The following is a 24,575-nucleotide window of genomic DNA, read 5'->3' on the forward strand; positions in this document are numbered from 1 at the left end:
CTCCGATAAAGAGTAAGATTAGCTCATTGCTAAACTCTAGCTTTTGTTACTTGTTTTGTTTCTATAACGAAAGTTATAAAAACGATTATTGTTGACGTTTGTTTGTTCAGTTTTCAAAGAGCAATTTAAAATCACTGTTATAAGCGACTTTTTAAATAATAACAGCACTTTCTATTAAAGTCAATATTTTATTTTCCATAATAAAACTCGCTTCAATTAGGCTGTTTTCATATAATATCACCTATCACCACAATAGTCAACATATACTTATAAAAAATTTATACTCAAATCACTTTCTTCTATTATATAAAAAAAGAACCTGACTTATAAAGTCAGGTTCTCTAATAGCTTATTTCACGATAGAAATAATTTCTTCTTCTTTCAAGTCAACATTGCCTGGTTTGTTAATCTGTACAGATTCACCTTCAGCTAAATTAGTAAAGATGATTGGCGTTGTTGTTGAAGTTGCGTTTTCTTTAATGTAATCCAGGTCCACTTTCAATAGAGGCTGACCTTTTTTAACAACGTCATTTTCCCCTACTAGAGTTTCGAATCCTTCCCCTTTCAATTTCACTGTATCAATACCGAAATGGATAAGGATTTCACGACCTGAATCTGCCATAATGCCGATTGCATGTTTAGTTGGGAACAGGTTTACGATTTTTCCATCAACAGGAGATACAACAGTACCTTCAGATGGAATAATCGCGAAGCCGTCACCCATCATTTTTCCAGCAAAGACTGGATCTGGAACTTCTGTGATTGGAACAAGTTGTCCTTTAATAGGTGAAACCATTGAATCATCACCATCAAAATCACCTTTAAGTGCATTTGGATTCACATCTTCAATTTGCTGCTGTACTTCTTTATCCATAGAAGGCGTTGCAGCTGGACGTGGTCTCTTACCACTCATAATATCTCTCATTTGCCCTTTAATTGTTTCAGAGCGAGGACCAAAGATTGCTTGGATGTTGTTGCCGACTTCTAAGACTCCAGCAGCACCAAGTTTTTTCAAACGATCTTTATCAACATCTTTAATGTCATTAACTGATACACGAAGTCTTGTAATACACGCATCAAGGTGAGCGATGTTTTCTTGTCCACCCATAGCTTCTAATACTTCGTATGGAAGGTCGCTAGTTGCTCCACCCGTTGTTTCCTCTTCTTGTGTTTCATCTTCACGACCAGGAGTTTTCAAGTTAAACTTGCGAATCGCGAAACGGAAACCGAAGTAGTAGATAACAGCAAATACTAAACCAACCGGAATAATAATCCAAGCATTTGTTTGTGGATTGATTAATCCGAATAATACATAGTCAATCAAACCACCAGAGAAAGTCATACCAACCTTAACATTCAATAGTTGCATTGTCATGAATGATAGACCTGCAAATACTGCGTGAATACCGAAAAGAACTGGTGCCACGAATAAGAATGAGAATTCTAACGGCTCAGTAATACCTGTTAAGAAAGAAGTCAACGCAGCTGATGCCATTAAACCACCGACAACCGCTTTTCTTTCTGGACGAGCTTCATGATAAATCGCAAGTGCTGCAGCTGGTAAACCGAACATCATGAATGGGAATTTACCTGTCATGAAAGTACCAGCAGTCAAGTTTTGTACACCGTCTTTAATTTCTGCCATGAAGATACGTTGGTCACCACGTACTACATCACCTGCAGCAGTTGTATATTGTCCAAACTCATACCAGAATGGAGAATAGAAGATATGGTGAAGACCAAATGGAATCAATGAACGTTCAATAATACCAAAGATAAGTGCTGAAACAGTTAAGTTTGCATTAACCATGTTTTGTGAGAAGGCATTAAGACCCGATTGAATTGGAGGCCAGATTAATACCATTAACAAACCAAGAATAACTGCAGATGCCGCTGTAATAATCGGCACAAAACGTTTACCAGCAAAGAATCCTAAATATGATGGCAATTCAATTTCGTAAAATTTATTGTAAAGCATGGAAGCGAGTATACCTACGATAATACCACCGAACACCCCAGTTTGAAGTGTTGGAATACCAAGTACGTTAGCAATGTCGATACCGTTAACAGATTCAGCTGTATAGCCTTTAACAGTACCCATTGTTACGTTCATGATTAAGTAACCAATAATAGCAGCAAGCCCGGCAACACCTTCACCACCAGATAATCCTACTGCAACACCTACTGCAAACAACAGCGGCAGGTTACTGAATACGATATTACCCGCATTTTCCATAACGGATGCTACCATAGATACTCCACTATTATCTAAAAACGGAGCAATATCTAACAACGCTTCATTATGAAGCGCATTACCTAGCGCAAGTAAGATACCAGCAGCTGGTAACAATGCAACCGGAAGCATAAGTGCTTTTCCGACTTTTTGCAAAACACCGAAAATCTGTTTAAACATTTCGTTCCCCCTACTTCCTTTAATTTCCTTAGCCCATAAAACGTTATCATAAAAACAAAAAAGGCATGAATAAAAAAGTAACTGAAAAAGTTATTCAGGGATAGACTTCCCTAAAAAACTATTATCAATCATCTTTTTCACTCATGCCTGATCGAATCAGTAACACGTTTATAAGATAATAACTATTTAACCTTTTTTTGAAGACGCTGCAAATGCATTGTTAAATACACAGCTTCTGCATCAAATACTGGTTTTCTTAATGTTTGTTGCATAACCTTAATGAGCTTCCATGAGAGATTATAGCACAGTGGATATTCGGCTTTCAATAGGGAAGTTATTTTTTCTGGCTCATCTACTTTTTCCCCATGATGAACTCTTTCAATTGTAAATCGGAGATGGCGCACAAGTCTCATATAATCTATGCTATCCTTATCGATTTGCACATCAAGCTGTTCCTCAATTAAATTAACTAAGTGTGTCACCAACTGAGAATGCTGATTAACTTCCGAGAGATTTCTATTCATCATAGCACTGTGTATATGAAGAGCGATGAAACCGATTTCACCTACTGGCAAATTAATCTCTGTCTGTTCACCAATAAGCTTCACCACATCCTCGGCAATTTTGTATTCATAAGGATAAAGCGCCTTCGTTTCTATTAAAAACGGATTATTCAACACCAGTCCATTTGACAATCTTGAAACCGCGAACATGATATGATCTGTTAATGCAACATGAATATGCTCATTAAGCTTTGCATTTGTTTTGCTTTTAATAAGCTCAATTGAGGAGATAATAACGTCTAGCAAATCGTTGTCTACTTGAGGAAGTAGTTTCAGGTAGTTCATCTGTTCCTTCTCATTTCGAAGTACAAACAGCTTCTCAACTACATCTGCATCAATAGTATCACCGTTTTTCCGATTGAAGCCTATTCCTTTTCCAATTAGTACAACTTCTCCATATGAAGGATGCTCACCAATTAGCACATTATTATTAAGCGCTTTTTTCACTAGCAAATTCGGCATGTCTTTTTCCTCACTTCGAAAGACTTCTAGGTAATTCAATGTTATTAAAGTAAAACTTGTAAGTCAACGAAAAAATACAAAAGGCTGCTAAAAATAGCAGCCTTAAAAACTAATATCCTATTGCAGGAATACGAAGTATAGCGCAAAGATTACAAAGAAAATGTACATAATCGGGTTGATTTCTTTTCCACGGCCGCTCAATAGCATCGTGATTGGGTAGAAAATGAATCCAACAGCAATACCTGTTGCAATGCTGTATGTTAATGGCATTGACACAACTACTAAGAAAGAAGGCACTGCGATTTCAAACTTAGTCCAATCAATTTTTCCTAATGAAGATACCATCAAGATTCCGACTACAACAAGTGCTGGTGTAGTGACAGCTGATGTTACGACCTCCAACAATGGGAAGAAGAACAAGGAAAGCAAGAAGAATCCTGCTGTAACAATAGATGCAAATCCTGAACGAGCCCCTGCTGCAACACCGGCAGATGATTCAACAAAAGAAGTTGTTGTTGATGTACCGAAGATAGAACCTACCATAGAAGCAATAGAATCTGCAAACAATGCTTTACCTGCTCTTGGCAATTTATTGTCTTTCATTAATCCTGCTTGGTTTGCTACAGCTACCAATGTACCTGCATTGTCAAAGAAATCTACGAATAAGAATGTCAAAATTACAACAAGCATGCTTTGTGTGTAGAAAGCACCGTCTCCGAAAGCAGAGAACAATTTACCGAAAGTCGGCTCTAAGCTTGGTACTGCAGAGACAACACCTGATGGAGCATCAATAACACCAAAAATCATACCGACAACAGCAGTGATGACCATTCCGTAGAATACACCGCCATGAATTTTTCTAACCATAAGAATGATCGTTACGAAAATCCCGAAGATTGCAAGTAACGTGCTAGGCTGTGACAAATCACCGATATGAACCAATGTTGCAGGATTGTCGATGATAATATCAGCGTTTTGCAAGCCAATAAATGTAATGAATAAACCGATACCCGCTCCAACTGCGAGCTTTAATTCAACTGGTATTGCATTTATTAATTTTTCACGAAGCCCAGTAATCGTTAACAGCAGGAAGAAGAAACTTGAAATAAATACTGCTGCTAATGCGTATTCCCAAGGCTCACCTTGTGTTAAAACAACTGTATAAGCAAAAAATGCATTTAACCCTAAACCTGGTGCAAGTGCGATTGGATAATTAGCAAACAGCCCCATAATAAGTGAACCGATAGCTGCTGCCAATGCTGTTGCTACGAAAACAGCACCATAATCCATACGAAGTGCTGCTGGCAGGTCCGCTACATCACCTAAAGTCAATGTAAATGGATTAACCGCCAAAATATATGCCATTGCTAGGAAAGTAGTGAATCCACCGACAAATTCCTTACGGTAGTTCGTTCCTAGTTCCTCAAATTTGAAAAACTTCTTCATTCTTTTTTCCCCTTTCATGTTCCAATTCAATAAGAACAAAAAAACACTCCATTATCGTAGGAGCGTTGACTAGGGTTTGTGAAATATAGCAGGGATTAGATAAAAAAGAATAAGAGTTCTAATACGCATCCCTTTATATACACTTACCTCGTAGTCAAGCTATTTACGGTAGCTCGGTAGAAACTTTTGGGCCATATCCCCCATAATTATACGAGTATTTCTTTAGTTGCAAACTTAGTTTATCAGCACAGTAGCTTTTCGTCAATACAAAAATACGAACATTAAGTGGATATCTTTTTGTAAACGTTCGCTTGTTTTCTGAAGGTTAATGTTCGTGTTCTCTTATACATTTCGATAATTTTAGCTTAAGATATATATGGTTGTAAAGGAAAAAAACATAAAAATTTTAGCTTAAACAACTAGACGCTTACGTATCTTTATCATTTATATAAACAAAAAAGCCGCTAGATGTCCTTCCACATTTTCGCAGCTTTATTAAACAATATATTTATCGTTTCTTTATTATGCTCAATTAAATCACGATATTCCTCATTTATTGCCTGTCTATCTATATTTATCATAACGGAGTGCATCTCATTCTTTTCATCTACAAGCTGCAATCCATATTCTGTTTTGCCGAAAAAAGATGGCCAAATTAATAACGCATGTTTCTCATCGTCTGTTGCAACCCCTAAATTTCCCGTAAATGACAAGTAATCGGGATATTTTACATTATACAAATAACCGTCCTCTTGTTTTACATACGTGCGATTAGCCATAATCTCTTGCATATCATTAGAAAACTGATTATATTTTGTTCGTGTGAGATACAACCAGGATAAATTATACAAGGCAAACAGTACAATACAGGTGGATATTATAATCATGATTAGCTTCCTTTTTTTATTCATAGTTCAACTATCCTCTTACCACTCCTTTTAATTTCTTCATCATGAGAAACCACAATAACAGTTTTTCCTTCTTTGTTCATACTGGCTAGAATATCCATAACAATCTCAGCATTTCTTTTATCAAGAGATCCAGTTGGTTCATCAGCCAGGATGATATCACATTTTTTTATCATCAATCTTGCTAACGCAATCCTCTGCTGTTCCCCTCCTGAAAGTGTATATATTTTATTGTTTAATTTATGAAGTAACCCAACTTTGCTTAATGCTTGTTTGACGGAAACGCCTGACTGATTTTTCCTTTTTATCAACTTCAAATTTTCACTAACCGTTTTATCTTCAATCAAAGCAAAATTTTGAAATAAAAACCCTACTTTACTACTAAAATAACGGAGTTGGTTTTTGCGTTTGCTGATATCAACACCATCCACCAATACTTGACCCTTTTCTATTTTTTCCAAGGCACCAATCGTATTTAACAAGGTAGTTTTTCCGCATCCGCTAGCTCCAGAAAAGACTACAAACTCGCCTGCTTGTATGTTTAAATTAAAATCAGCAAACAATATCCTCTCTCCATAAGCCTTGTACAAATTTAAAATCTCAATCATAATGTACCTCCCTTCAATATTTCCTGCATACATCTTTTTTCAGTTTTCATTACATATACAGTCATGAAGGCAAGCTCCACTATTATCAACAGTGATCCTCCTAACGCCATATAAAAAGCTGCCGATAGTTCTAAAAAATAATCTAATAATATAGAGCTACCTACTCCTAATAACCCAAAACCAATCGTCGATAAAAACAACTGTTTATATCTGCTAAACAGATTGAACCCGCTTATTTTTTTCAATGTTAGTTCCACAGCATTTACATTATACTCATATCTACAAATGGTCTTGATTAGGATAACTTCTAGAAGCATCAAAATTCCAGATAGGATAACACCAGTCAGAATACCTCTTTTAAATGTTTGCCATTGGAAATTAAAATGGTCAAAGGCATTTGTTTTATGCGCTACTTCATTCTCTAATGAGTTGCTTTTAACATATTCCTGCCACTCATTTTCCTTTACCTGATACATGGCTGTGCCAATTATATAATCATTCCAATACTTTTTTATCACCGTTGGATTCATGTTATTAAAGATAATAATGGGATTCTTTTTAATGCTGCTAGAAATGCGCGAGGACTTCACCATCGAAAGGATATTAATTTCGTCTTGATAAACAAACTCAACATAATCGTATGGATGAGGATAGTAAGATTCCCACACTTCCTTTATTTCTGCATAAATATCACTCTGCACTAGTTGCTTAGGAATTAAAAAATAAACTTTATTTTCTATTTTCTTCTGCCGCAGTTCAGAAATATTTTCTAGTAAATAATCCATTGTGCCACTATCAGCAAATAAGTACTCTCTTTCTGAATCACTCCATACGGATAAATTAACTAAGGATACTGCTCTGTTTTCTGATAAATATTTTTTATAAAAAGCAAATCTCATCTTATCTGTCACATCGGAATCATCAACACTCAGTTCCACATATGAATAATCTTTATACTTCTCAAAAAAACCTTTTTGCTTATAAAAGATGATACCTTCATATATCATGCCAAGACTGCTTGACAATACCAAGGCTGTAATGGAAACGGCAACTACTTTATATAAATAGGCTATTTTCAACACATGCTTTGCATTACTTCTCGACCCCATGTCACGCTTAAACTTACAGAAATAAAGTGTTAAATAGAGAATCGAATTTATCGTTAAGAATATTAACATACTGAAAACAGAGATGAACCAACAATAGCTTACTTGCGAAAATAGGCTTAAAATGGCCATTATAAAACCAAATGTCATGGCGTAAAAACTTGCATCCAATATTATATTTTTTAAAACAATAAACTGGATTCTTTCACCGCATATTATTCTCACAACCACTTCTTTTCTCATTTGCGCAACTTCATAAAGTGTCATTAAAAGAAAAAAGAATAGAACAATTATCCAAACAATTGCGATGTTCAAGCTATCATAGGACTTGTAACCCGCTTGCGGAAACTTCCCTCCATATTTATCTATTAATCTTTGTTTAAAGCCAAGAATATCTTCCTCTGCCCCAATCATGTAATAGACTTCTACTTGTTTGACATCTGGAATTTCAGCTAAATTACGTATTTCTACTTTAACATCACCTAAAAACACACTTTGAAATTCGCCAGAAGCTATCCTTGACCTTTTATCCAATGTTTTTTGTGCCCCAGGAGTCATATAAACTGTAACGCTTTCGGAAAACAGACTGTTTATCTTTCGCTCAATTGCAAATACTTCCACGTTCTGCTCTTTTGCTGTTTCTACTATATCTGACAGCATTTCAGGTTGCGTTTGCTCTTTACCTAAATACATTGTGACATAACTGTACTCTGCTTCGAAGCCGTCCAAATGCCATAAATATGCTTCCCCAATAAACAAAAATACAAGCCCTATCATCAAAGAACTGATAATGTACTTTGTCTTTTTCAATTCCTCCCTCCTTATAAATTGCATTCTTTATTCTATTTATCTCACTAATAATTATTTCGATAATATACAGTGCCTCCACTATGTATCACTTCAATCTTCGAAATTGCCTTTCCCTTCTTACTCGGACCTTTATACCAAGTATTTTTGCCGTTTTTCAAACTAGCATAGTGACTTTTCGAAGAGTGATTTGCCCATGCATAGTCCTCATTAATAGCGGTTGTATTGTAACCATATGTTAAAGCCGCTTTATTATTATCTCCCGAACTATATCGTTCCCAAGCTTTTGTAAACCCGACCGGATTCTTTTTTTCTAATACAGCAGCAGAAGCTGGACTATGTGTTGAAACTAACAAACTTCCTCCTAAAACTAAAACAGACAACCACTTACCAATACTTTTCGTCATAATATTTTACTCCTCTCATTATTATTTGTTATTTCATTTCAATCCTAACAAAAAGTAGTCGTTTACACAATAAAGTTCACAATATTGTAAAAATTCACAATTGTTTTTGATATACATGTTAAAAATATCACTTTAATCGTAGATATAACTGGAGATACATTTTAGGATTCTAATTCCAAATCCATCCATAATTTAGTTGGTATGCTTGTTAGCAACTCTTTTTTCTTTGAATAGACGTTGTATTTGTCGCTATTTTTTATGGCAATCCATTCACCATCCTCACTTTCATTTTTAGATAAAATATCCATTTTTTTCTTTTTCATTTCTATTTCAGCAATTTTATTACCAATTAGAGTAATATCCTTAACCGAACCTACTAAAAAGTAATCATTATGATGGACAGAAAGAGTATTCTCTTCCGTAAAAATGAAACTAGGCATAAGTTGTATAGGTATGCTCTTGAGGTCTGCATTAACATAAAGACTTGTAATATTTTCCATGATTGGATAAGCAGTAATAACTAAATAGTCTTTTTCGTCATCTCTTTTAACCTGAATGCTTCATCATTGACAGAAAGCCAGTTGAATACATCAAAATTACTCGTCTTATCCTTATAGTCAGATTCATAGACAACTAGTCCTAACTTCTCACCAATCTCCGCTTCAACACTAGAAGTAATATACAAATACTCTCTATCATTAAAGAAAAAGGTTCCATCATCATCCTCCATATAATATCCAGTTGGTTTAGGATTATGGAGAGCTATATATAGGTAACTGGAAAAAGCAATAATGAGAATTAGCAATGAACTAACTATAATCTTTTTTTTATTCATTTGATGTACTTCCTTTTTTAAAAAGCACTTACATAGCATAATAGTTTTTTCCTATTAAAAAGAATAACTGTTAACAGGCTACCCCATACATTTCATTATAAAGAAACGCACTTTCAAAATGGGTAGGTAATTAGGTATAACCAAATAGAATTAGTTAGTTCCGATAGCCCCCTTGTCTCCTGTTTTAAAAGAAAAAAATCATGCAGCTTAGGCTTCCCCAGCTTTAGCAATGAAATGTCCACTCCCTATTTACAATCGGGAACGTTTGTAAACATTTCTTTTTTCAAAGAATAGATTTTATAGTTATCCTTTTCCTTTACAGAAACCCATTCGTCATTCGAACTATTGGCATGTGATGTTTAAAGGTCTCTTATCATCGTGAACTTTTAACTTCTGCCTCAATTTCTTCCATGGTAAAATCACTATTTCCGTGTTTTGATTTTATTTCCAAAGATTGTGGTTCGATATAATCATCACTTTCAACAATAAATTTACCCTGGTAATCTCCCACTGCCGCATATAAATCACTTCCTAGTGGGTCATCTTCAGATTTCTCTAAAAAGAGAACAACAGTATTATTTTTTTTTATTACTGGCGCATCATTTAGAGTCACCTCAATTGTTTTTCCTTCCATTTTTTCAGACTCCTTTTTTTCTTCTTCCGTTGTAAATATTTTTTCATCTCCACCTACATCATGTTGGACATATAAACCGCCAGTTTGTACTACTTTTATAGTATCTCCAATTACAAAATCTTCTTCAGTTTTACCAATGATATCAATAATCTTTACTTTTGAAATTGTAAAGGGAATATCATCATAGGTAACATATTCATTAGAAATAACTTGTCCTTCAATATTTAAGTCAGAACGTTGATCCAATTGTTCGACAGATTCAAAACTATCAACCATTGAAGCTTCGGCAGAGCTTACTTGATAGCCATCTTTATTTGTAATATCTATTCTAGTTGATCTAGGTTCTCTTTTTTTGAAACTAAGATTAGATTTTTCGCTTTGCTCTACTTTAATATCTTTATCTTCTCTTATATCAGTTGCTTGATTACTAGAACAAGCTGTAACACCTAGAAGAAAAAAAGAGGAGGTTATTAACAATTTTTTCATATTGATACTCTCCCTTAGTTAGAAAAATAAACAAATCATTTAGTATAAAGTAAAACGTTTTCAATAAAATGTCACGGGTAATATTGTACCATTCGTCATACTACGCTTTTAAATTCCTCTCATACACTTTATAATTTCATTAAAATTATGAATTAAGGAAGGTGATTACATGAAATATGCGAGGTGGCTTCGACAAAAAAGGAAAGAAAAAAAGATGACACAAGCTGAAGTTGCTAAAGCGCTCGGTGTCAGCAGAGAAACAATTTCTAGTTGGGAACGCCAAAGATGTCGTCCTACTCTCGAGTTTACGGAACAAATTTTTCAGCTTTATGAATGTAGTGATGAAGAAATTCTTTCCTTTTTCTCGTAGTTACCCAAGTATCTTTCATGAATGGCTAGTTATAATACATAAAGAAAGCAGTAAAAGTATTATTATAAGTTCCTTGTACCTGCTTCCCTTTTGAATTAACTTTGTTCAAGAAGCTATCTCTATTTCAACAAAAATGCAGAAGAAATTATATTACTGAACCGAAAACTTCTGCTAGTAATCGAGTAATCCCAATAGATGAAAATACCCTAGAACATTTAAGACAATGGAAAGAAATACAAGATAAAACTATGCCGTCAAAATCGTTCTTTCCTACAATGAATTACCTACTAATAAACACGCACCAATGCATATTATAGACATTTAAAATTCGTTAACGTACACCCTATTAAAACTCACGCACTCCGCCACTCTCACGCTTCATTATTAATTATTTCTCTTGAATCACGAGTAAATCAATATAAAATCATTTAGATTGGTTGCAGATGAATATAAAAAGAGCTAGAAGCCCTTTTAAACAAAGGATTTCTAGCTCTTTACTCTTATTCCCACTCAATTGTTGCTGGTGGCTTACTTGTAATATCATAAACGACGCGGTTAACATGATCCACTTCGTTAACGATTCTTGTTGAAATGACTTCAAGCACTTCCCATGGGATACGCGCCCAGTCAGATGTCATACCGTCGATAGATGTAACTGCACGGATACCGATTGTGTAATCGTATGTGCGTGCGTCGCCCATTACACCAACGCTGCGGATGTCAGGCAGCACTGTGAAGTATTGCCAAATATCGCGGTCTAGGCCTGCTTTTTTAATTTCTTCACGCAGGATATAGTCAGATTCACGAACGATTTCCAGCTTATCTTCGCTGATTGCTCCTAATACACGGATACCAAGACCAGGACCTGGGAATGGCTGTCTCCAAACGATTTCATCAGCTATACCAAGCTCTGAACCTAATGCTCTTACTTCATCCTTAAACAATGTGTTCAATGGCTCGATTAATTGGAACTGCATATCTTCTGGCAGACCGCCAACATTGTGGTGGGACTTGATAGTTTGCGCAGTTGCTGTACCACTTTCGATAATATCTGTGTAAAGTGTTCCTTGTGCAAGGAAGTCGATTCCTTCTAGCTTGCTTGCTTCATCATCGAATACGTAAATGAACTCGTTACCGATAATTTTACGTTTTTTCTCTGGATCGCTGACACCTTCTAGTTTAGACATGAAACGTTCTTTAGCATCCACTTTGATTACGTTCATATGGAAGCCTTCTGTGAAAGTCTTCATAACACTTTCTGCTTCACCTTTACGCAATAGACCGTGGTCAACGAAGATACATGTCAATTGATCGCCGATTGCTTTATGGATAAGAACAGCAACTACAGAAGAATCTACTCCGCCGCTAAGTGCGCAAAGAACTTTTTTGTCTCCAACTGTTTGACGGATTTTCTCCATTTCGATTTCAATGAAGTTTTCCATAGACCAGTCACCTTTACATCCACAAACACCGAAAACAAAGTTTTTCAGCAGTTCATTTCCGTATACGGAATGGCGTACTTCTGGATGGAATTGTACTGCATAAAGACCTTTTTCCTCATTGCTCATAGAAGCAATTGGGCAAGAAGGGTTAATTGCGTCAACTGTAAAACCTTCAGGCTGCTCGACAACAAGATCACCGTGGCTCATCCACACAATTTGCTCACTTGGCAAATCAGAGAAAAGCTTTGTGCTGTTTTGAATTTTGATTTCTGCTTTACCGTATTCACGATGCTTTGCTTTTTCAACTTTACCGCCGAAATGCTTTGTCATCAACTGCATGCCGTAGCAAATACCGAAGATAGGCAAACCAAGTTCAAAAATACGTTCGTCACAGCCAAATGCATTCTCATCATAAACACTGTTCGGTCCACCAGAGAAGATAATTCCCGCTGGATTTAATGCTTTAATTTCTTCTGCTGTGATTGTATGTGGGTGAAGCTCACTGTAAACGCCAAATTCTCTAATTCTTCTTGTGATTAATTGATTGTACTGACTGCCGAAATCAAGAACGACAATCATTTGTTGGTCTTGAATGCTTGTTTTCCCCATGTTATTCACCTCATTAATCTATTAAAAAGCTCATTGTTACTATTTTTTCTAATTTTTGCTTATTCATGCTATAAATTGATTGCTACATAAAAAAACATTTAAAAAACTACTTTATAGCTGCAAAAAAAGGATTTCTTCATATAAAAAAGACTAGAATTCGGCCTCAAATAAAAACGAAGGCAGAATTCTAGTCTTTAACTATTACAATGGTTTTTACACACACCATATTAAAATAAGACCCATCTGCCTTCATAGTCGGATCCTTTAGGGTGACCCGGTAGAGACTCTCGAACCATATCATCGAGGATATATGAAGGAAATTTATTAGTTTAGAACATTGTAACAACATGTCGAATTGCTGGTCAAGATGTTGTTGTTTTGATTAAATTTTCACACAATTCATTAAACCGCTCTATCCCTAATGCTATAGCCACCTTTTATATACTTTTCCTCCATTTGGAAATCGCCTTGAGATGGTAACTTAATCATCATTTTTACATTTTCACTAGTACGAATGAGAATATAGACAATTCTGTGAACTCTATTGTGTAAGCGTATAGGATTAATAGTGTAATAAAATTTTTATAAGGAGATGATTAGCAATGTTTAACAAGAAAACTATTCTAGTAAATATTGACCTAGATAAAAATGGCGGGCTTGGTGTCTACCCTGCTGATATTAGAGATTCCTCCAAAACTGTGACTTACAAGAAACTTTAGAGTCAATGAAAACTTTTATTAAGTTCACTTTTATTGTCGGAATAGTCCTATCAATATCCCTATCCTCAACAGCTTGTTCCTTTTTAGAAAATCGCAACATTCCTGATATCTTTGAATTAGAGAAAATGGATTTGTCTGGCAAGGATTATGCGATGATTTTCTCGGCAGATATGTGGAATGAAGAACAGATAAAAACAGACAGAAACGTTTTGTTATTAATTGACAGCCAAGGAAATTGGGACGCTTATCATACTTATAATCTCGATCGTGCCAATATTAATTGGACAAAGGATGGCTTATATTTTTCTGACCATGTGTACGAGTATTTTGTTGATAATGCTGGCTCTATTTCGAAAACGAATAAAACGTCCGATTTGAAAGAAGGAACTGGCCAATATGGTTCCTCTGTTGACGATAATGAAGCTGTTTGGTCATGGTTTGATATTGGATTCGATGAAATGGGTGGATATCAAACCCGCATTACGTATCAAGATAAAGAGAAAAGCACGGAGAAAATTGTGGAGGGTGAATATACTTATATGTTTACAGTAGGACATCAGTTATATGGTGTCTCAGGTCCTTTTGGGTTAACAAACGGTATAAACAAACAAGATAAAATAGGTCTAGTGAAATTTACAGAAGAGGAGTTAACTCCTGAATTAATATCCTCGACTCCTTTACCCGATATAACTGTTAGCCCTGTCCATATCGCTCACCAAGTCGTTTTAAAAGATAATATAGTTCATGTAATAGGTGAAGCTGAATCGATAAAGGAGAAATTTCTAACAAATTTGATGATGTGGAATGTAGATAACGGGCAGTTAGCACTAGAAAGATTAGCTACTTCTACTGATTTAAAATTCAGTTCCTTCTACACACATCAAAACGCTTTAAAAAATGATGAATTATTTTGGTTTAATGACCGTGCCGAATTAAAAAGAACCAATCTAAAAACCTTTAAGACAGACTTAATCCAATCTTACAATGTGGATGTAACAGAAGAATTATATTACTCTGCGCGTTTTTTGAAAAATAATGATATTCATATGGTTGTGAATGATACGACATGGGGGAATTCCTTTGATAAGGATGGCACAAAAATGAGAATTTTAAAAACATCCTTAAATCATCCTCAGGATTACACGGAATTTCCTATAAAGGATGGCAAAAGGTTAAGCAGATTATTTTCCAAGGGGTCTTTAACTCCAACCGACAATAGTTTTGCGGTCAATCCAAAATTAGCTGAATGAAGTCTATAAAAAGGGAAGGGAACACCATCCATTACGATGTGTTCCCTTCCTTTTTTCGTTAGGCTGCTGTCTTTTTAATCAGCCTTTCCCATGATGCTTCTAAGTCACTCCAGTCCATATCCTGACGCTTGCCTTTATACAGTAGTTCTTCGTATTCAGCAGTCAGTACAGCCATATCACTTGAGTCCAACACATGGTCAATGTATTTGGCATATTCTCTTAATGTCATGTTCTCTTGTTTGCCCCAGCCTGAGAGCTTTAGCAACTTGAGTAATGTTAAATAAGCTTTTTCAAAATCAGTGCCGTTTTTCCCTCTTTTAAATTTCCATAGATAGTAATAAGGAAGCCACTTATGTCTTTTCCAGAACAGCAACCAGCTTATCACTAACAGTAAGGCAGCGTAGCCCGCTATCCATTGCCACTTCTCTGCAGCAAATGCTTTCAATGCACTCCACCACTTTGTGAAGGAGAATTGCTCGGACTGTTCTGATGCGGTTGTTTCCTCCTCAGGAGTTTGTTCTGCTTCGCTTTGCTCCTGTTCCTCCTGCTGTGTTTGGTCTGTTTCCTCGGTATCTATGTCGGCTTCGTTTCTGACGTCATTCACATACGTATTTTCGTTTGAAAATCCTTGTGTTGGTTCGAAGGTTACCCAGCCAGTTCCAGGGAAATATGCCTCTACCCAGGAATGGGCATTATTATTTGTTACATCATATTCACTTATATTGTTCTCCTGTTGGATAAGCTCTCCTTCTGTGAACCCTTTTACCCATCTTGCAGGTATATCGAGAGCACGGAGCATAACAACCATAGATGTTGAATAGTTATCGCAATAACCTATTTTTGTTTCAAATAGAAATTGGTCCACATAATCCTCATCATCCGCTGGTACTGCAACATCGCTTTGGCTGTAGACAAAGCCGTTGGCAGAAAAATAATTCTCAATCGCTCTTGCTTTAGCAAAAACATTATCTTCATCCTGTGTAATTTCATTTGCTAAATCAATTACCCTCTGTGGAAGATTTTCTGGTAGCTGCGTATATCTTGCTGCAAACTCTTGATTTCCCCGTAAATATCCTTCCATATCAGCATTTGTCAATGCATCTAAGCTATACTCAGGCTCTTCATACTTAACTGAATAAGAATTAACTGGATAATCGAATGAAATCCGTTCATTGCCAGTTTCGACTATCATCATTGCATCAAATGTTGCTATTGCTTCTTTTGCTCCTAATGGATACAGCAAATAATCGAATGGCTCTACAAATTGAACCTTACTTTCCTTTTCTTCTGTTGTCACACTGTCTCCACTTTCAAATGCGACAAACGGAATATCTCCTGCTCCTTCAATTCTTTGAAAGTCTTGCCCATTCATTTCGATTGCTGCTTCTGATTGGACCCAGCCCTTGCCTGTGTAACTATCCTTCGTCTCTACTTTCCAATAATGAGGAGATTGAACCTCTGTTTGAAACACGACTGTATCGTCAGGCTCAAAATCTCCTCCAAGTCTTGAATCATCAACACCATAACCAACTCGATGTGGCCCGGTGCCTGTTCCTTCCCCTCCGCCTTTGTCACCTATTGTTTGGATGAATGGAACAGGGTCTGGCCATAAAGGGTCTGCTTTCGGTGCAGCAAATGCAATGGCCGCACTGGCAAAAACGAACAATAATAGTGGCGCAATCCACTTTAATGCCAGAAATTTGCTGCCCGTGATATTCTCCTTGTCTCGCATCCGGTAGAATGTCAGCATCCCCATTGCTGTAAACCCTATAATCGTAGTCCTTATAATTGCTGCATATGCATTATAGGGAGTAAATGTATCAAGGACGGTTATATAAACCATCGTCAGTAGGAAGAACGTGAAAATTCTTCTCCGCTTAATTAGCCAGTAGTCTATTAAGTACGACATTAACCACAGCAATATAAAAAAGAGCAGGCTCTTAAACATATTAGTCAAATCAGGCCAATTCGTATCAAATAATATGGCGATATTATCTATCATTTCTGCCATAAAAGGCCCAATCCAGCTAAAGGTTAAAAAGGAAGTTTCATAGTATAAAGATTGTAAAATAAAAATTATATATACTAGTTTGATTAACCCACTCAAAATGGGAGCAAAGCGTAGATAGGCCATAGCAAGTGAGAGAATCAAAAATATGATAAACACGAGGATATTCCCTGTATTTGTTAATTGCTCCATCGGCCGGAGCCATTCCCATATTAGAAAAAAACCTAGAACATACAGCATTAAATTTGATATTGCTGTATGTAATCTAATTGAACTCAACTAGTTGCCACCTCCGAAAATGCCTCTTTGAATCTCCCTTTTGACACTGGGATGACGATTATACCTCTTGATGACGCCCCAGCTTTTAAGCTTCTTTCCTGCTGTGTCATACTCTCATTTGCTTCCTTGACGAGAAATACAACAACTTGCTGACGTTTATTTGCAAGATAGCTTGTCTTTTCAATGAGCTGCTTCGTTAAGTTCGTTGTAGTAATCAATAACGCAGCCTGCTGCTGTAGTGTGGACATTTCATTATCGAGCACGTTCGCCAAAGAAAGCGGGGACTCATCCTCACACTTTGCTAAATGATGAAACAGAAGGCTTCGCTGACCTTCCCCTCCTCTTATAGGAAAAGCTGTCCGCTCCTTTTCTACCGTCAGCAAACCTACTTGGGCACCTTTGCGGATAATTCCTCTTATTAAAGAGGCAGTAAAGGATACAAGTGTCTCAAATCCATTACTCTTCTCACAATCAAGCACTACTAGAATGTCATGGGATTGCTTTTGTTCAAACTCCTTTGTCATGAATGAATCTCTTTTGGCACTTGCCTTCCAATTAATCCAAGAAAACCTGTCACCAGTCTGGTATTCTCGAATCCCAACTGCCATTGTCGTATCCCGTTGAACTCGCTCCTTTGAAACCGTTGCTCCTTGGTCATAATGAGTCGAGAAAGGCTTATAAGAAAGCTCCTCGTAAACTGGATAGACAATAATCCGACTAGGGACAGCAATGGCAGCTTCTTTTTCCATCAATCCGAGTGGATCTCCTGTTTTAACAGATACCTCATTAAACAAATGCTCGCCTCTCGGAAGAGCATCTACTTGATAAGTAAAGACAATCCGCTTTTTGAACCCTGGGAAAATCAATACTTTTCCGGAAGCCTTCTCCTTCAATGCAAAACTGAATTTATCTTCTACTAACAGGTAGAACAGTGGAAACACCGATTTTCTTGTCAGCTCTACCTCGACTGTCATTGATTCCATTGCATTGTATTCATGCTTCGCAATTTTCCTTACTGCCTTCCATTCCTTTAACGGATACATGGCAAGCAGCGCTCCATATATGGCAAAAGGCAGAAAGCTGTAAAATAAAAACCAGCTGACAAATCCTCCTTGAAACATGGCATAAGCAAATGCAGCTCCTGCTAATAAAAACAAGATGAGAAGCTTCCAAATGCTAAGCATTCTTCTTAACAATGTTTTCATCAAGAACCGAGCCTTCTAACCGGGACTTGTACTGTAGCCATAATCTCATCCATAATATCCTCTGCTGTAATTCCATCGAATTTAGCTTCTGATTTCAAGATAATTCTATGAGAAAAGACTGCTTTAACAAGGTATTGGACATCATCAGGAATAACATAATCCCTGCCTTGAACAAATGCATAGCTTTGAACCGCCCTCATTAATGCAATGGAACCGCGGGGGCTGGCACCTAAATACACATGTGGATGTGTTCTAGTTTCAGCTGCAAGGTCCACAATATATTTTTTTATCGTGGCATCAACGTATATCTTTTTCACTTCAGCCTGGAGCATAATAAGCTCTTCTAATGTAACAACACTGTTAAGCTCTTCAATCGGAGCGGATGTTTGCACTCTAGTAAGTACATCCATCTCTTCCTCATGTGTTGGGTAGCCCATTTTCATTTTAAGAAGAAAACGGTCTAATTGAGCTTCTGGAAGAGGGTATGTCCCTTCGTATTCGATTGGATTTTGAGTGGCCATAACAAAGAACGGCTTTTTCAGTTGATGTGTAACACCATCAATAGTCACACTGCTTTCTTCCATAGCCTCTAATAAAGCGGATTGGGTTTTTGGTGAGGTTCTGTTAATTTCATCTGCCAGAATGATATTTCCTAAAATCGGTCCAGGCAGAAACTGAAACTCCATTTCTTTCGGATTGTAAATAGATACACCTGTCACATCAGATGGAAGTAAATCGGGGGTAAATTGAATTCTGCGGAAGTTTGCCCCGACTGATTTTGCTAAGGAACGAACCATCATTGTTTTTCCTACTCCGGGAACATCCTCTAGCAAAACATGTCCTTGTGCTAACAAGGCGATTAAGCTTAGCTCCGCAACATCCCGCTTACCAATCATTACCTTTTCTATATTTTCAATGATGCTGTTTACCTTGCTATTAGTTTCTCTTGTAATCGTCATGCTTCTCCTCCTATAAAAAAGTTCCCTGCAACAGAAATAGCTTATAAAGGACAGAAAGGACAGCCACGACTTCTCAAATGGCCGTCCAATCATTAAATAATTTTATCTATGCCTTAGGATAAGAACTCGTTTGGATTAAGGCCAAGCTCCTGACAAATCTCTGCGACCGTTTGTTTTTCCCTTTGGTCGAAGTGCCCGTCTGCATAACCGATGGAAATACAGTATCTTGCCACAAGTCTAGCAACCTCCGGCTTTGAACGAACCTTTCCTAATGCTCTGAAGGCTTCTGCTCTGCCGACTATTTGATCATATTCTATTCTTCTTACAAAATGATTGAATTGCTGCTGAACCTTGTTTATATCAAATACCCGCAGCTCCTCGCTTTGATGGATAAATTCCATCATCTTCCGTTCTTCAGCAGGATCGAGCCTGCCGTCTGCCATGCTGACAAGGGCACACGACGCAACAACTGCATCTAGAACATCAGGACTTTTAAAGCGCATGAACAGCTCCTTTGCCCGCTGTTTTTGCTGCCTGCCCCACTCTGCGTAGTCTGTATTGGATGGTGACCAATTGTTTCCACAGCTATTGCAAGTGAACTTCAGCTGGTTTTTGCCGATAAATCCTCCCAGCAAACCAATTGGACCAAGTATTAAGCCGCCAATTGCCGCTTTCCCCAAGCCAAAGCCCTTTTCACCTGTTCTCACATTTGTGCTGCTGCATCTAGGACAGACAATATTATCACCACCATAAGCTCCTGCTGGTGGCTGGCTATGACCGTACCCTTGCTGCTGATAGCCTCCAACAGGTGCTTGTCCATAAGCTGGTGCTGGCGGACTGGAGGGAGCGAAAGAGCCTGTCCCGCTAGCTGGAAATGAGCTTGAGTAGGTGTTCGTGTTATCGTAATATGGTTGATTTTGAGCAGGCGGAGCGAAGCTTTGTGGCTGGGCAGTAAAGGAATTTTGTTGTGCTGGCTCATCATCGACCGTAACTCCGAAATTCCTGCACAATGCAGCAAGCCCGCCTTGAAAGCCGCTTCCGATTGCATTAAACTTCCATTCACCGTTATGACGATATAATTCAGCAGCAACGATTGCCGTCTCTACTGTGTACTCCCGGCCAAGATTAAAACGAATTAGCTCTGTTTGATTGCCTTCATTTACAATCCTTACATAGGCATTCGAAATATGTCCAAAATTCTGCCCTTTTTCATAAGCATTATGTATGGTAATCGTGAAGGCAACTCGCTGTATGGAAGGAGGGACTCTGTTCAGGTCTACTCTTATTTGTTCATCATCTTGATGACCGATGCCTGTCCTGTTGTCACCGCTGTATATGACAGAACCGCCCGCTCCATTCGGGTTATTGTAAAAAATAAAATCCTGATCACTAAGAACCTTGCTGTTGCCTCCAAGCAAAAAAGCAGAAGCATCTAAATCATAATCAGCTCCCATTTGATTGATGTCCCAGCCTAACCCAACCGTTACCGTGCTTAAACCAGGATGAGACTTCGTTAAGTCCACCTTCTGGCCTTTGCTAAGCATTACGCCCATTACTATTCCTCCTTATATCTAAGTGCCCATTTTGTTCATAGTATTAATTTTTATTGTACATGAGTTCGCTATTATTTGGAATTTTCAAACCTGTCTATTTACGTGTCAAAATTAAAAAGGTTCCCCTTTTTCCATACCATTCGTTTAAAAAAGCCTATTTTCCTTCTTTAGCTTGCAATATAACAAACAAAAGGGCTCTCTAATAAGAGCCTTAAATAGAGGACGAAATCGGCGGCCTCTTCAAGTATTCTTCCATCTCTTCTGCTGTAATCGGTTTGCTGAAAAAATAGCCTTGCATTTCACTGCAATGTAAATCCTGAAGCTGCTTACACTGTTCCATTGTTTCCACACCTTCAGCGGTTACATGCATCCCAAGCTTGTTTGCCATTGAAATAATTAATGCAACAATCTCTTTATCCTTTTGTAAATCTCTTATAAAGGACTGGTCAATCTTTAACCTGTCTATTGGCATTTTTCTTAATACACTTAAAGAGGAGTAGCCTGTGCCGAAATCATCAATTGCAATTGTCAGTCCATTGCTTTTCAGCAGATTGAGCTTATCAATTGCCTCATCTAGATAAATAGTCAAAACACTTTCTGTAATCTCCAATTGAACATCACTTGGTTCAACTCCTGCCTCCTCTATTGCGTAAAGAGTGCTCTCCACAAAGTCGGCTTGCTGAAATAATAATGGGGACACATTAATGCAAATTGACATTTTAATCCCTTTATCATTCCAGCTTCTCAGCTGCCTGCTCGCTTCATTCATCACCCACTTGCTTAGTGCATTGATCGTTCCCATTTCTTCTGCAATAGGAATAAAGCGTGCAGGTGAAATCAAACCAGTCTCAGGATGCTTCCAGCGCAGTAATGCCTCTACACCTAATACCTTATTAGCCATTACATCAATTTTAGGCTGATAGACTAAGAAGAAATGGTTATCGATATTTTCTATCGCCTTTCTTAGCTCATGCTGAAGGTGGAGCCTTTCAACCATAAATATCCTCATACTTTTTGTGAAAAGCTGTGAATTGTTCCGTCCCTTTTCCTTGGCAAAGTACATCGCGATATCGGCATTTTTTTCAAGCGTCTCCAGTTCTTCCCCATGAAAAGGAAAAATGGCAATGCCAATGCTTAACGTAATATAGAATTCCTGATTTTCAATATACAATGGCTCATTGAATGTTGTTATTAAATTATCGGCAATAATTTCTGCCTCTTTTTCAGATTGAATGTCTGGAATCATAACAGTAAACTCATCTCCACCATACCGTGAAACAAGTCCTCGTTCCGGTATACACCCGACAATTCTTTCTGCAAGTCCCTTTAGCACCTTATCCCCCATATCATGACCAATGCTGTCATTGATTCCTTTAAAATGATCTAAGTCGATAAATAACAATGCTAGCTTATCCATTTCCACACTAGCGTTTGATAATGTCTCCTCAAATGATTGGGAAAGCATCCGGCGATTTGCCAGGTTTGTAAGTGGATCATAGAACGCCAGTCTCTCCAACTTCCTTTGATATTTACGCTTTTCTGTATTATCTAAAATGGAACCCATAATTGCAGGTGCGTCATTATGTATGACACTTGCTTTATGGGACAGAACCACAACGTCAAGCATTGTTCCATCCTTTTTCTTAAGCTGCAGTTCTGCCTTATTATTGTACAGACCTACTTCATTTCCTTCCTGCAAAGGCAAAATCAGTTCAGAAAAATGCATTTGCAGCAGTTCTTTGCTGCTGTAGCCACTTAGGTCAAGAAAGGTGGAATTAACATAAGCAAATCTTCCTTCATGCAGGATATAAATTCCCAGAAGAGATTCTTCAACCAATGTCCTAAATTTAAATTCTGCATTTAAGCGCCTTCTGTTTGATTGTTCATTTCGAATTCTCTCTCTTCTTATTAAAAGATAAAGAATAACACTCGTCACACAGATGAATATCCATCCCTTTAACATTTCATAGGATGCGAAATTGCGCAAATTGCCAGTGAAATAGGTGAGAATATATGATGAGAACAAAACCCAGCATGCAGATATGATCAAATAGATAAGCGGTATCCTCATGTCGGAGTTTTTATATATATTAAATGGTCTTTTCATCAATACTTCTCCTTTTACTGCTTCTTTTTTGCGGATTTTTATTAGTATTTACCAAGACACGAAAAGAAATTTATGAACCGAGGAAAGTGGATATTACATCGTTGTTTCTTTTTTAACAGACTTCCAAGACATATCGTCATATTGTTTTCTATCAGTAAAGAAAGTGGCCTTCTGTCATCTATCTGTCTTTTTGTGTCACTTTTATTTAATCTTCGCTTCATTGTCTTTATTGTACAATTTATATGTAAAGGAGTTGTGTTACATATGCTTTTTGGATCCGTTATTTGCGCTATCCGCAAGTACCATAAATACAGCTATTATTATAGTGGCGAATGTATAACATGCGGAAAAATCCGTAAGGAATATGAAAAAGAAAAAACCGAAAATAAACCTACGGAAGAAACCTATAAAACCGATGGTCACGAAGAATCCATTGATAAATGATGAGCCTTGATAAGGCTCATTTTTTTTGCCAATTATTAGCATGTTGTTTACTTTAAATCGAGTAGGGGTACTTCATAAGCGTAACTGCTATAACCAAAAGGAGGAGATATATGTGTTTCGTCATCAAAAGGAATTACAGTTTGAAGTAAAGGTAGACAAGCCAGATCCAATGCTGGCACGCCAAATTCAAGAGGTTCTTGGTGGACAATTCGGAGAAATGACTGTTATGATGCAATATCTTTTTCAAGGGTTTAATTGTCGTGGGAATGAAAAATATAAGGATATGCTGATGGATATCGGTACTGAGGAAATTGGACATGTTGAAATGCTATGTTCCCTTATAAGCCAGCTGCTAGATGGCGCATCACCAGATGATCAGGCAGAAGCAGCTAAAGATCCAACGATAGCTGCTATTATGGGCGGAGTTAATCCACAGCATTTGCTAGTAAGTGGTTTGGGAGGCCTTCCTACTAACTCTAACGGAGTACCTTGGAATGGTTCTTATATCGTAGCAAGCGGAAATCTTTTGGCAGACATGCGATCAAACCTTCATGCTGAAAGCCAAGGCCGCCTGCAGGTTGCGCGACTTTACCATATGACAAAAGACGAAGGTGTCAGAGCTACATTTAGAAAAATGCTGGCTCGTGACAGATATCACCAATATCAATGGCTTGCAGCGATCGAGGAGCTAGAAGCGAAAAACGGAGTTGTTGTACCAGCAAGCTTCCCGCCAGAAATGGAAATGGAATCACAGCCTGAAGCTTATGAATTCTGGAATCTTTCTGAAGGAACAGAGTCATCTGACGGCTTATGGGCAACTGGATCAGCACAGGATGGTTCTGGGGACTTTGTATATGTGAAGGAGCCTGTTGCAAAAGGACAAGTACCTAAAAATAAGGTGCCAGCAGAATCGCTGCACCATGACTTAAATACAATCGACGCACTCAAATAATAA

Annotated in this window: 20 protein-coding genes and 2 riboswitches; of the genes, 4 read left to right on the forward strand and 16 right to left on the reverse strand. The window is 37.4% G+C overall.

Features of this window, described 5'->3' with window-relative positions:
- Positions 1–349: 349 nt before the first annotated feature.
- The 10 genes from ptsG to EM808_RS26725 all read right to left on the reverse strand — a co-directional run bounded on the left by ptsG (position 350) and on the right by EM808_RS26725 (position 10,675).
- Positions 350–2,413, reverse strand: a complete 2,064-nt coding sequence (gene ptsG / locus EM808_RS26680) for a glucose-specific PTS transporter subunit IIBC (protein WP_127742597.1) — start codon at positions 2,411–2,413, stop codon at positions 350–352.
- 182 nt (positions 2,414–2,595) lie between these two features.
- A complete protein-coding gene (gene glcT, locus EM808_RS26685) occupies positions 2,596–3,438 on the reverse strand; it encodes a glucose PTS transporter transcription antiterminator GlcT (RefSeq protein WP_127742599.1) in 843 nt (280 codons plus the stop codon).
- Positions 3,439–3,555: 117 nt separating this feature from the next.
- Positions 3,556–4,884: an NCS2 family permease gene (locus EM808_RS26690; protein WP_127742601.1), complete on the reverse strand. Its 1,329-nt coding sequence runs from the start codon at positions 4,882–4,884 to the stop codon at positions 3,556–3,558.
- Positions 4,885–5,015: 131 nt separating this feature from the next.
- Positions 5,016–5,118, reverse strand: a riboswitch (purine riboswitch).
- A gap of 230 nt (positions 5,119–5,348) precedes the next feature.
- Entirely contained in the window at positions 5,349–5,795 is a 447-nt protein-coding gene (locus tag EM808_RS26695; protein ID WP_127742602.1) for a hypothetical protein, read from the reverse strand.
- Complete coding sequence (locus tag EM808_RS26700; protein WP_127742604.1) at positions 5,792–6,400, reverse strand: ATP-binding cassette domain-containing protein; 609 nt, start codon at positions 6,398–6,400, stop codon at positions 5,792–5,794. Before EM808_RS26700 ends, EM808_RS26695 begins: the two co-directional genes overlap by 4 nt.
- The gene (locus EM808_RS26705) at positions 6,397–8,316 is read right to left on the reverse strand and encodes a DUF1430 domain-containing protein (RefSeq protein ID WP_164849804.1); all 1,920 of its coding nucleotides are present in this window, start codon (positions 8,314–8,316) and stop codon (positions 6,397–6,399) included. The genes EM808_RS26700 and EM808_RS26705 overlap by 4 nt, the downstream gene beginning before the upstream one ends.
- Before the next feature lie 44 nt (positions 8,317–8,360).
- Positions 8,361–8,720 carry a mediterrocin family bacteriocin gene (locus EM808_RS26710; RefSeq protein ID WP_127742608.1) on the reverse strand — a complete coding sequence of 120 codons (360 nt, stop codon included), beginning with the start codon at positions 8,718–8,720 and terminating at the stop codon, positions 8,361–8,363.
- Positions 8,721–8,881: 161 nt separating this feature from the next.
- Entirely contained in the window at positions 8,882–9,220 is a 339-nt protein-coding gene (locus tag EM808_RS26715; protein WP_127742610.1) for a hypothetical protein, read from the reverse strand.
- A gap of 20 nt (positions 9,221–9,240) precedes the next feature.
- Entirely contained in the window at positions 9,241–9,555 is a 315-nt protein-coding gene (locus EM808_RS26720; RefSeq protein ID WP_127742612.1) for a hypothetical protein, read from the reverse strand.
- 373 nt (positions 9,556–9,928) lie between these two features.
- Positions 9,929–10,675 (reverse strand): hypothetical protein, encoded by a 747-nt coding sequence (locus EM808_RS26725; RefSeq protein WP_127742614.1) that lies wholly within the window; start codon positions 10,673–10,675, stop codon positions 9,929–9,931.
- A gap of 169 nt (positions 10,676–10,844) precedes the next feature.
- Here EM808_RS26725 and EM808_RS26730 point away from each other — a divergent pair, with 169 nt between their 5' ends.
- Entirely contained in the window at positions 10,845–11,045 is a 201-nt protein-coding gene (locus EM808_RS26730) for a helix-turn-helix transcriptional regulator (protein ID WP_127742616.1), read from the forward strand.
- A gap of 500 nt (positions 11,046–11,545) precedes the next feature.
- On the opposite strand, the gene guaA is transcribed toward EM808_RS26730, so the two are convergent.
- Positions 11,546–13,096 (reverse strand): glutamine-hydrolyzing GMP synthase, encoded by a 1,551-nt coding sequence (gene guaA, locus EM808_RS26735; RefSeq protein ID WP_127742618.1) that lies wholly within the window; start codon positions 13,094–13,096, stop codon positions 11,546–11,548.
- 232 nt (positions 13,097–13,328) lie between these two features.
- A riboswitch (purine riboswitch) is annotated at positions 13,329–13,430 on the reverse strand.
- Between the two features lie 390 nt (positions 13,431–13,820).
- On the opposite strand from guaA, the gene EM808_RS26740 reads away from it, so the two are divergent.
- Positions 13,821–15,065, forward strand: coding sequence for a hypothetical protein (locus tag EM808_RS26740; RefSeq protein ID WP_127742620.1), 1,245 nt, complete (start codon positions 13,821–13,823; stop codon positions 15,063–15,065).
- A gap of 58 nt (positions 15,066–15,123) precedes the next feature.
- Here the strand turns inward: EM808_RS26740 and EM808_RS26745 are convergent, their stop codons facing one another.
- The 5 genes from EM808_RS26745 to EM808_RS26765 all read right to left on the reverse strand — a co-directional run bounded on the left by EM808_RS26745 (position 15,124) and on the right by EM808_RS26765 (position 23,176).
- On the reverse strand, positions 15,124–17,352 hold the full coding sequence (locus EM808_RS26745) for a transglutaminase domain-containing protein (protein ID WP_127742622.1): 2,229 nt from the start codon (positions 17,350–17,352) through the stop codon (positions 15,124–15,126).
- A complete protein-coding gene (locus EM808_RS26750; RefSeq protein ID WP_127742680.1) occupies positions 17,349–18,557 on the reverse strand; it encodes a DUF58 domain-containing protein in 1,209 nt (402 codons plus the stop codon). Before EM808_RS26750 ends, EM808_RS26745 begins: the two co-directional genes overlap by 4 nt.
- The gene (locus EM808_RS26755) at positions 18,557–19,516 is read right to left on the reverse strand and encodes an AAA family ATPase (RefSeq protein ID WP_127742624.1); all 960 of its coding nucleotides are present in this window, start codon (positions 19,514–19,516) and stop codon (positions 18,557–18,559) included. The genes EM808_RS26750 and EM808_RS26755 overlap by 1 nt, the downstream gene beginning before the upstream one ends.
- A 113-nt stretch (positions 19,517–19,629) precedes the next feature.
- The gene (locus EM808_RS26760; protein ID WP_127742626.1) at positions 19,630–21,069 is read right to left on the reverse strand and encodes a TerD family protein; all 1,440 of its coding nucleotides are present in this window, start codon (positions 21,067–21,069) and stop codon (positions 19,630–19,632) included.
- A 211-nt stretch (positions 21,070–21,280) separates the two neighbouring features.
- Positions 21,281–23,176: a putative bifunctional diguanylate cyclase/phosphodiesterase gene (locus EM808_RS26765; protein WP_127742628.1), complete on the reverse strand. Its 1,896-nt coding sequence runs from the start codon at positions 23,174–23,176 to the stop codon at positions 21,281–21,283.
- A 264-nt stretch (positions 23,177–23,440) separates the two neighbouring features.
- Here EM808_RS26765 and EM808_RS26770 point away from each other — a divergent pair, with 264 nt between their 5' ends.
- Positions 23,441–23,620 (forward strand): hypothetical protein, encoded by a 180-nt coding sequence (locus tag EM808_RS26770; RefSeq protein ID WP_127742630.1) that lies wholly within the window; start codon positions 23,441–23,443, stop codon positions 23,618–23,620.
- A 112-nt stretch (positions 23,621–23,732) separates the two neighbouring features.
- Positions 23,733–24,572, forward strand: a complete 840-nt coding sequence (locus EM808_RS26775) for a manganese catalase (protein WP_127742632.1) — start codon at positions 23,733–23,735, stop codon at positions 24,570–24,572.
- Positions 24,573–24,575: the final 3 nt, after the last annotated feature.

The sequence above is a fragment of the Niallia taxi genome, assembly GCF_004005475.1.
Lineage (GTDB): Bacteria > Bacillota > Bacilli > Bacillales > Cytobacillaceae > Niallia > Niallia taxi.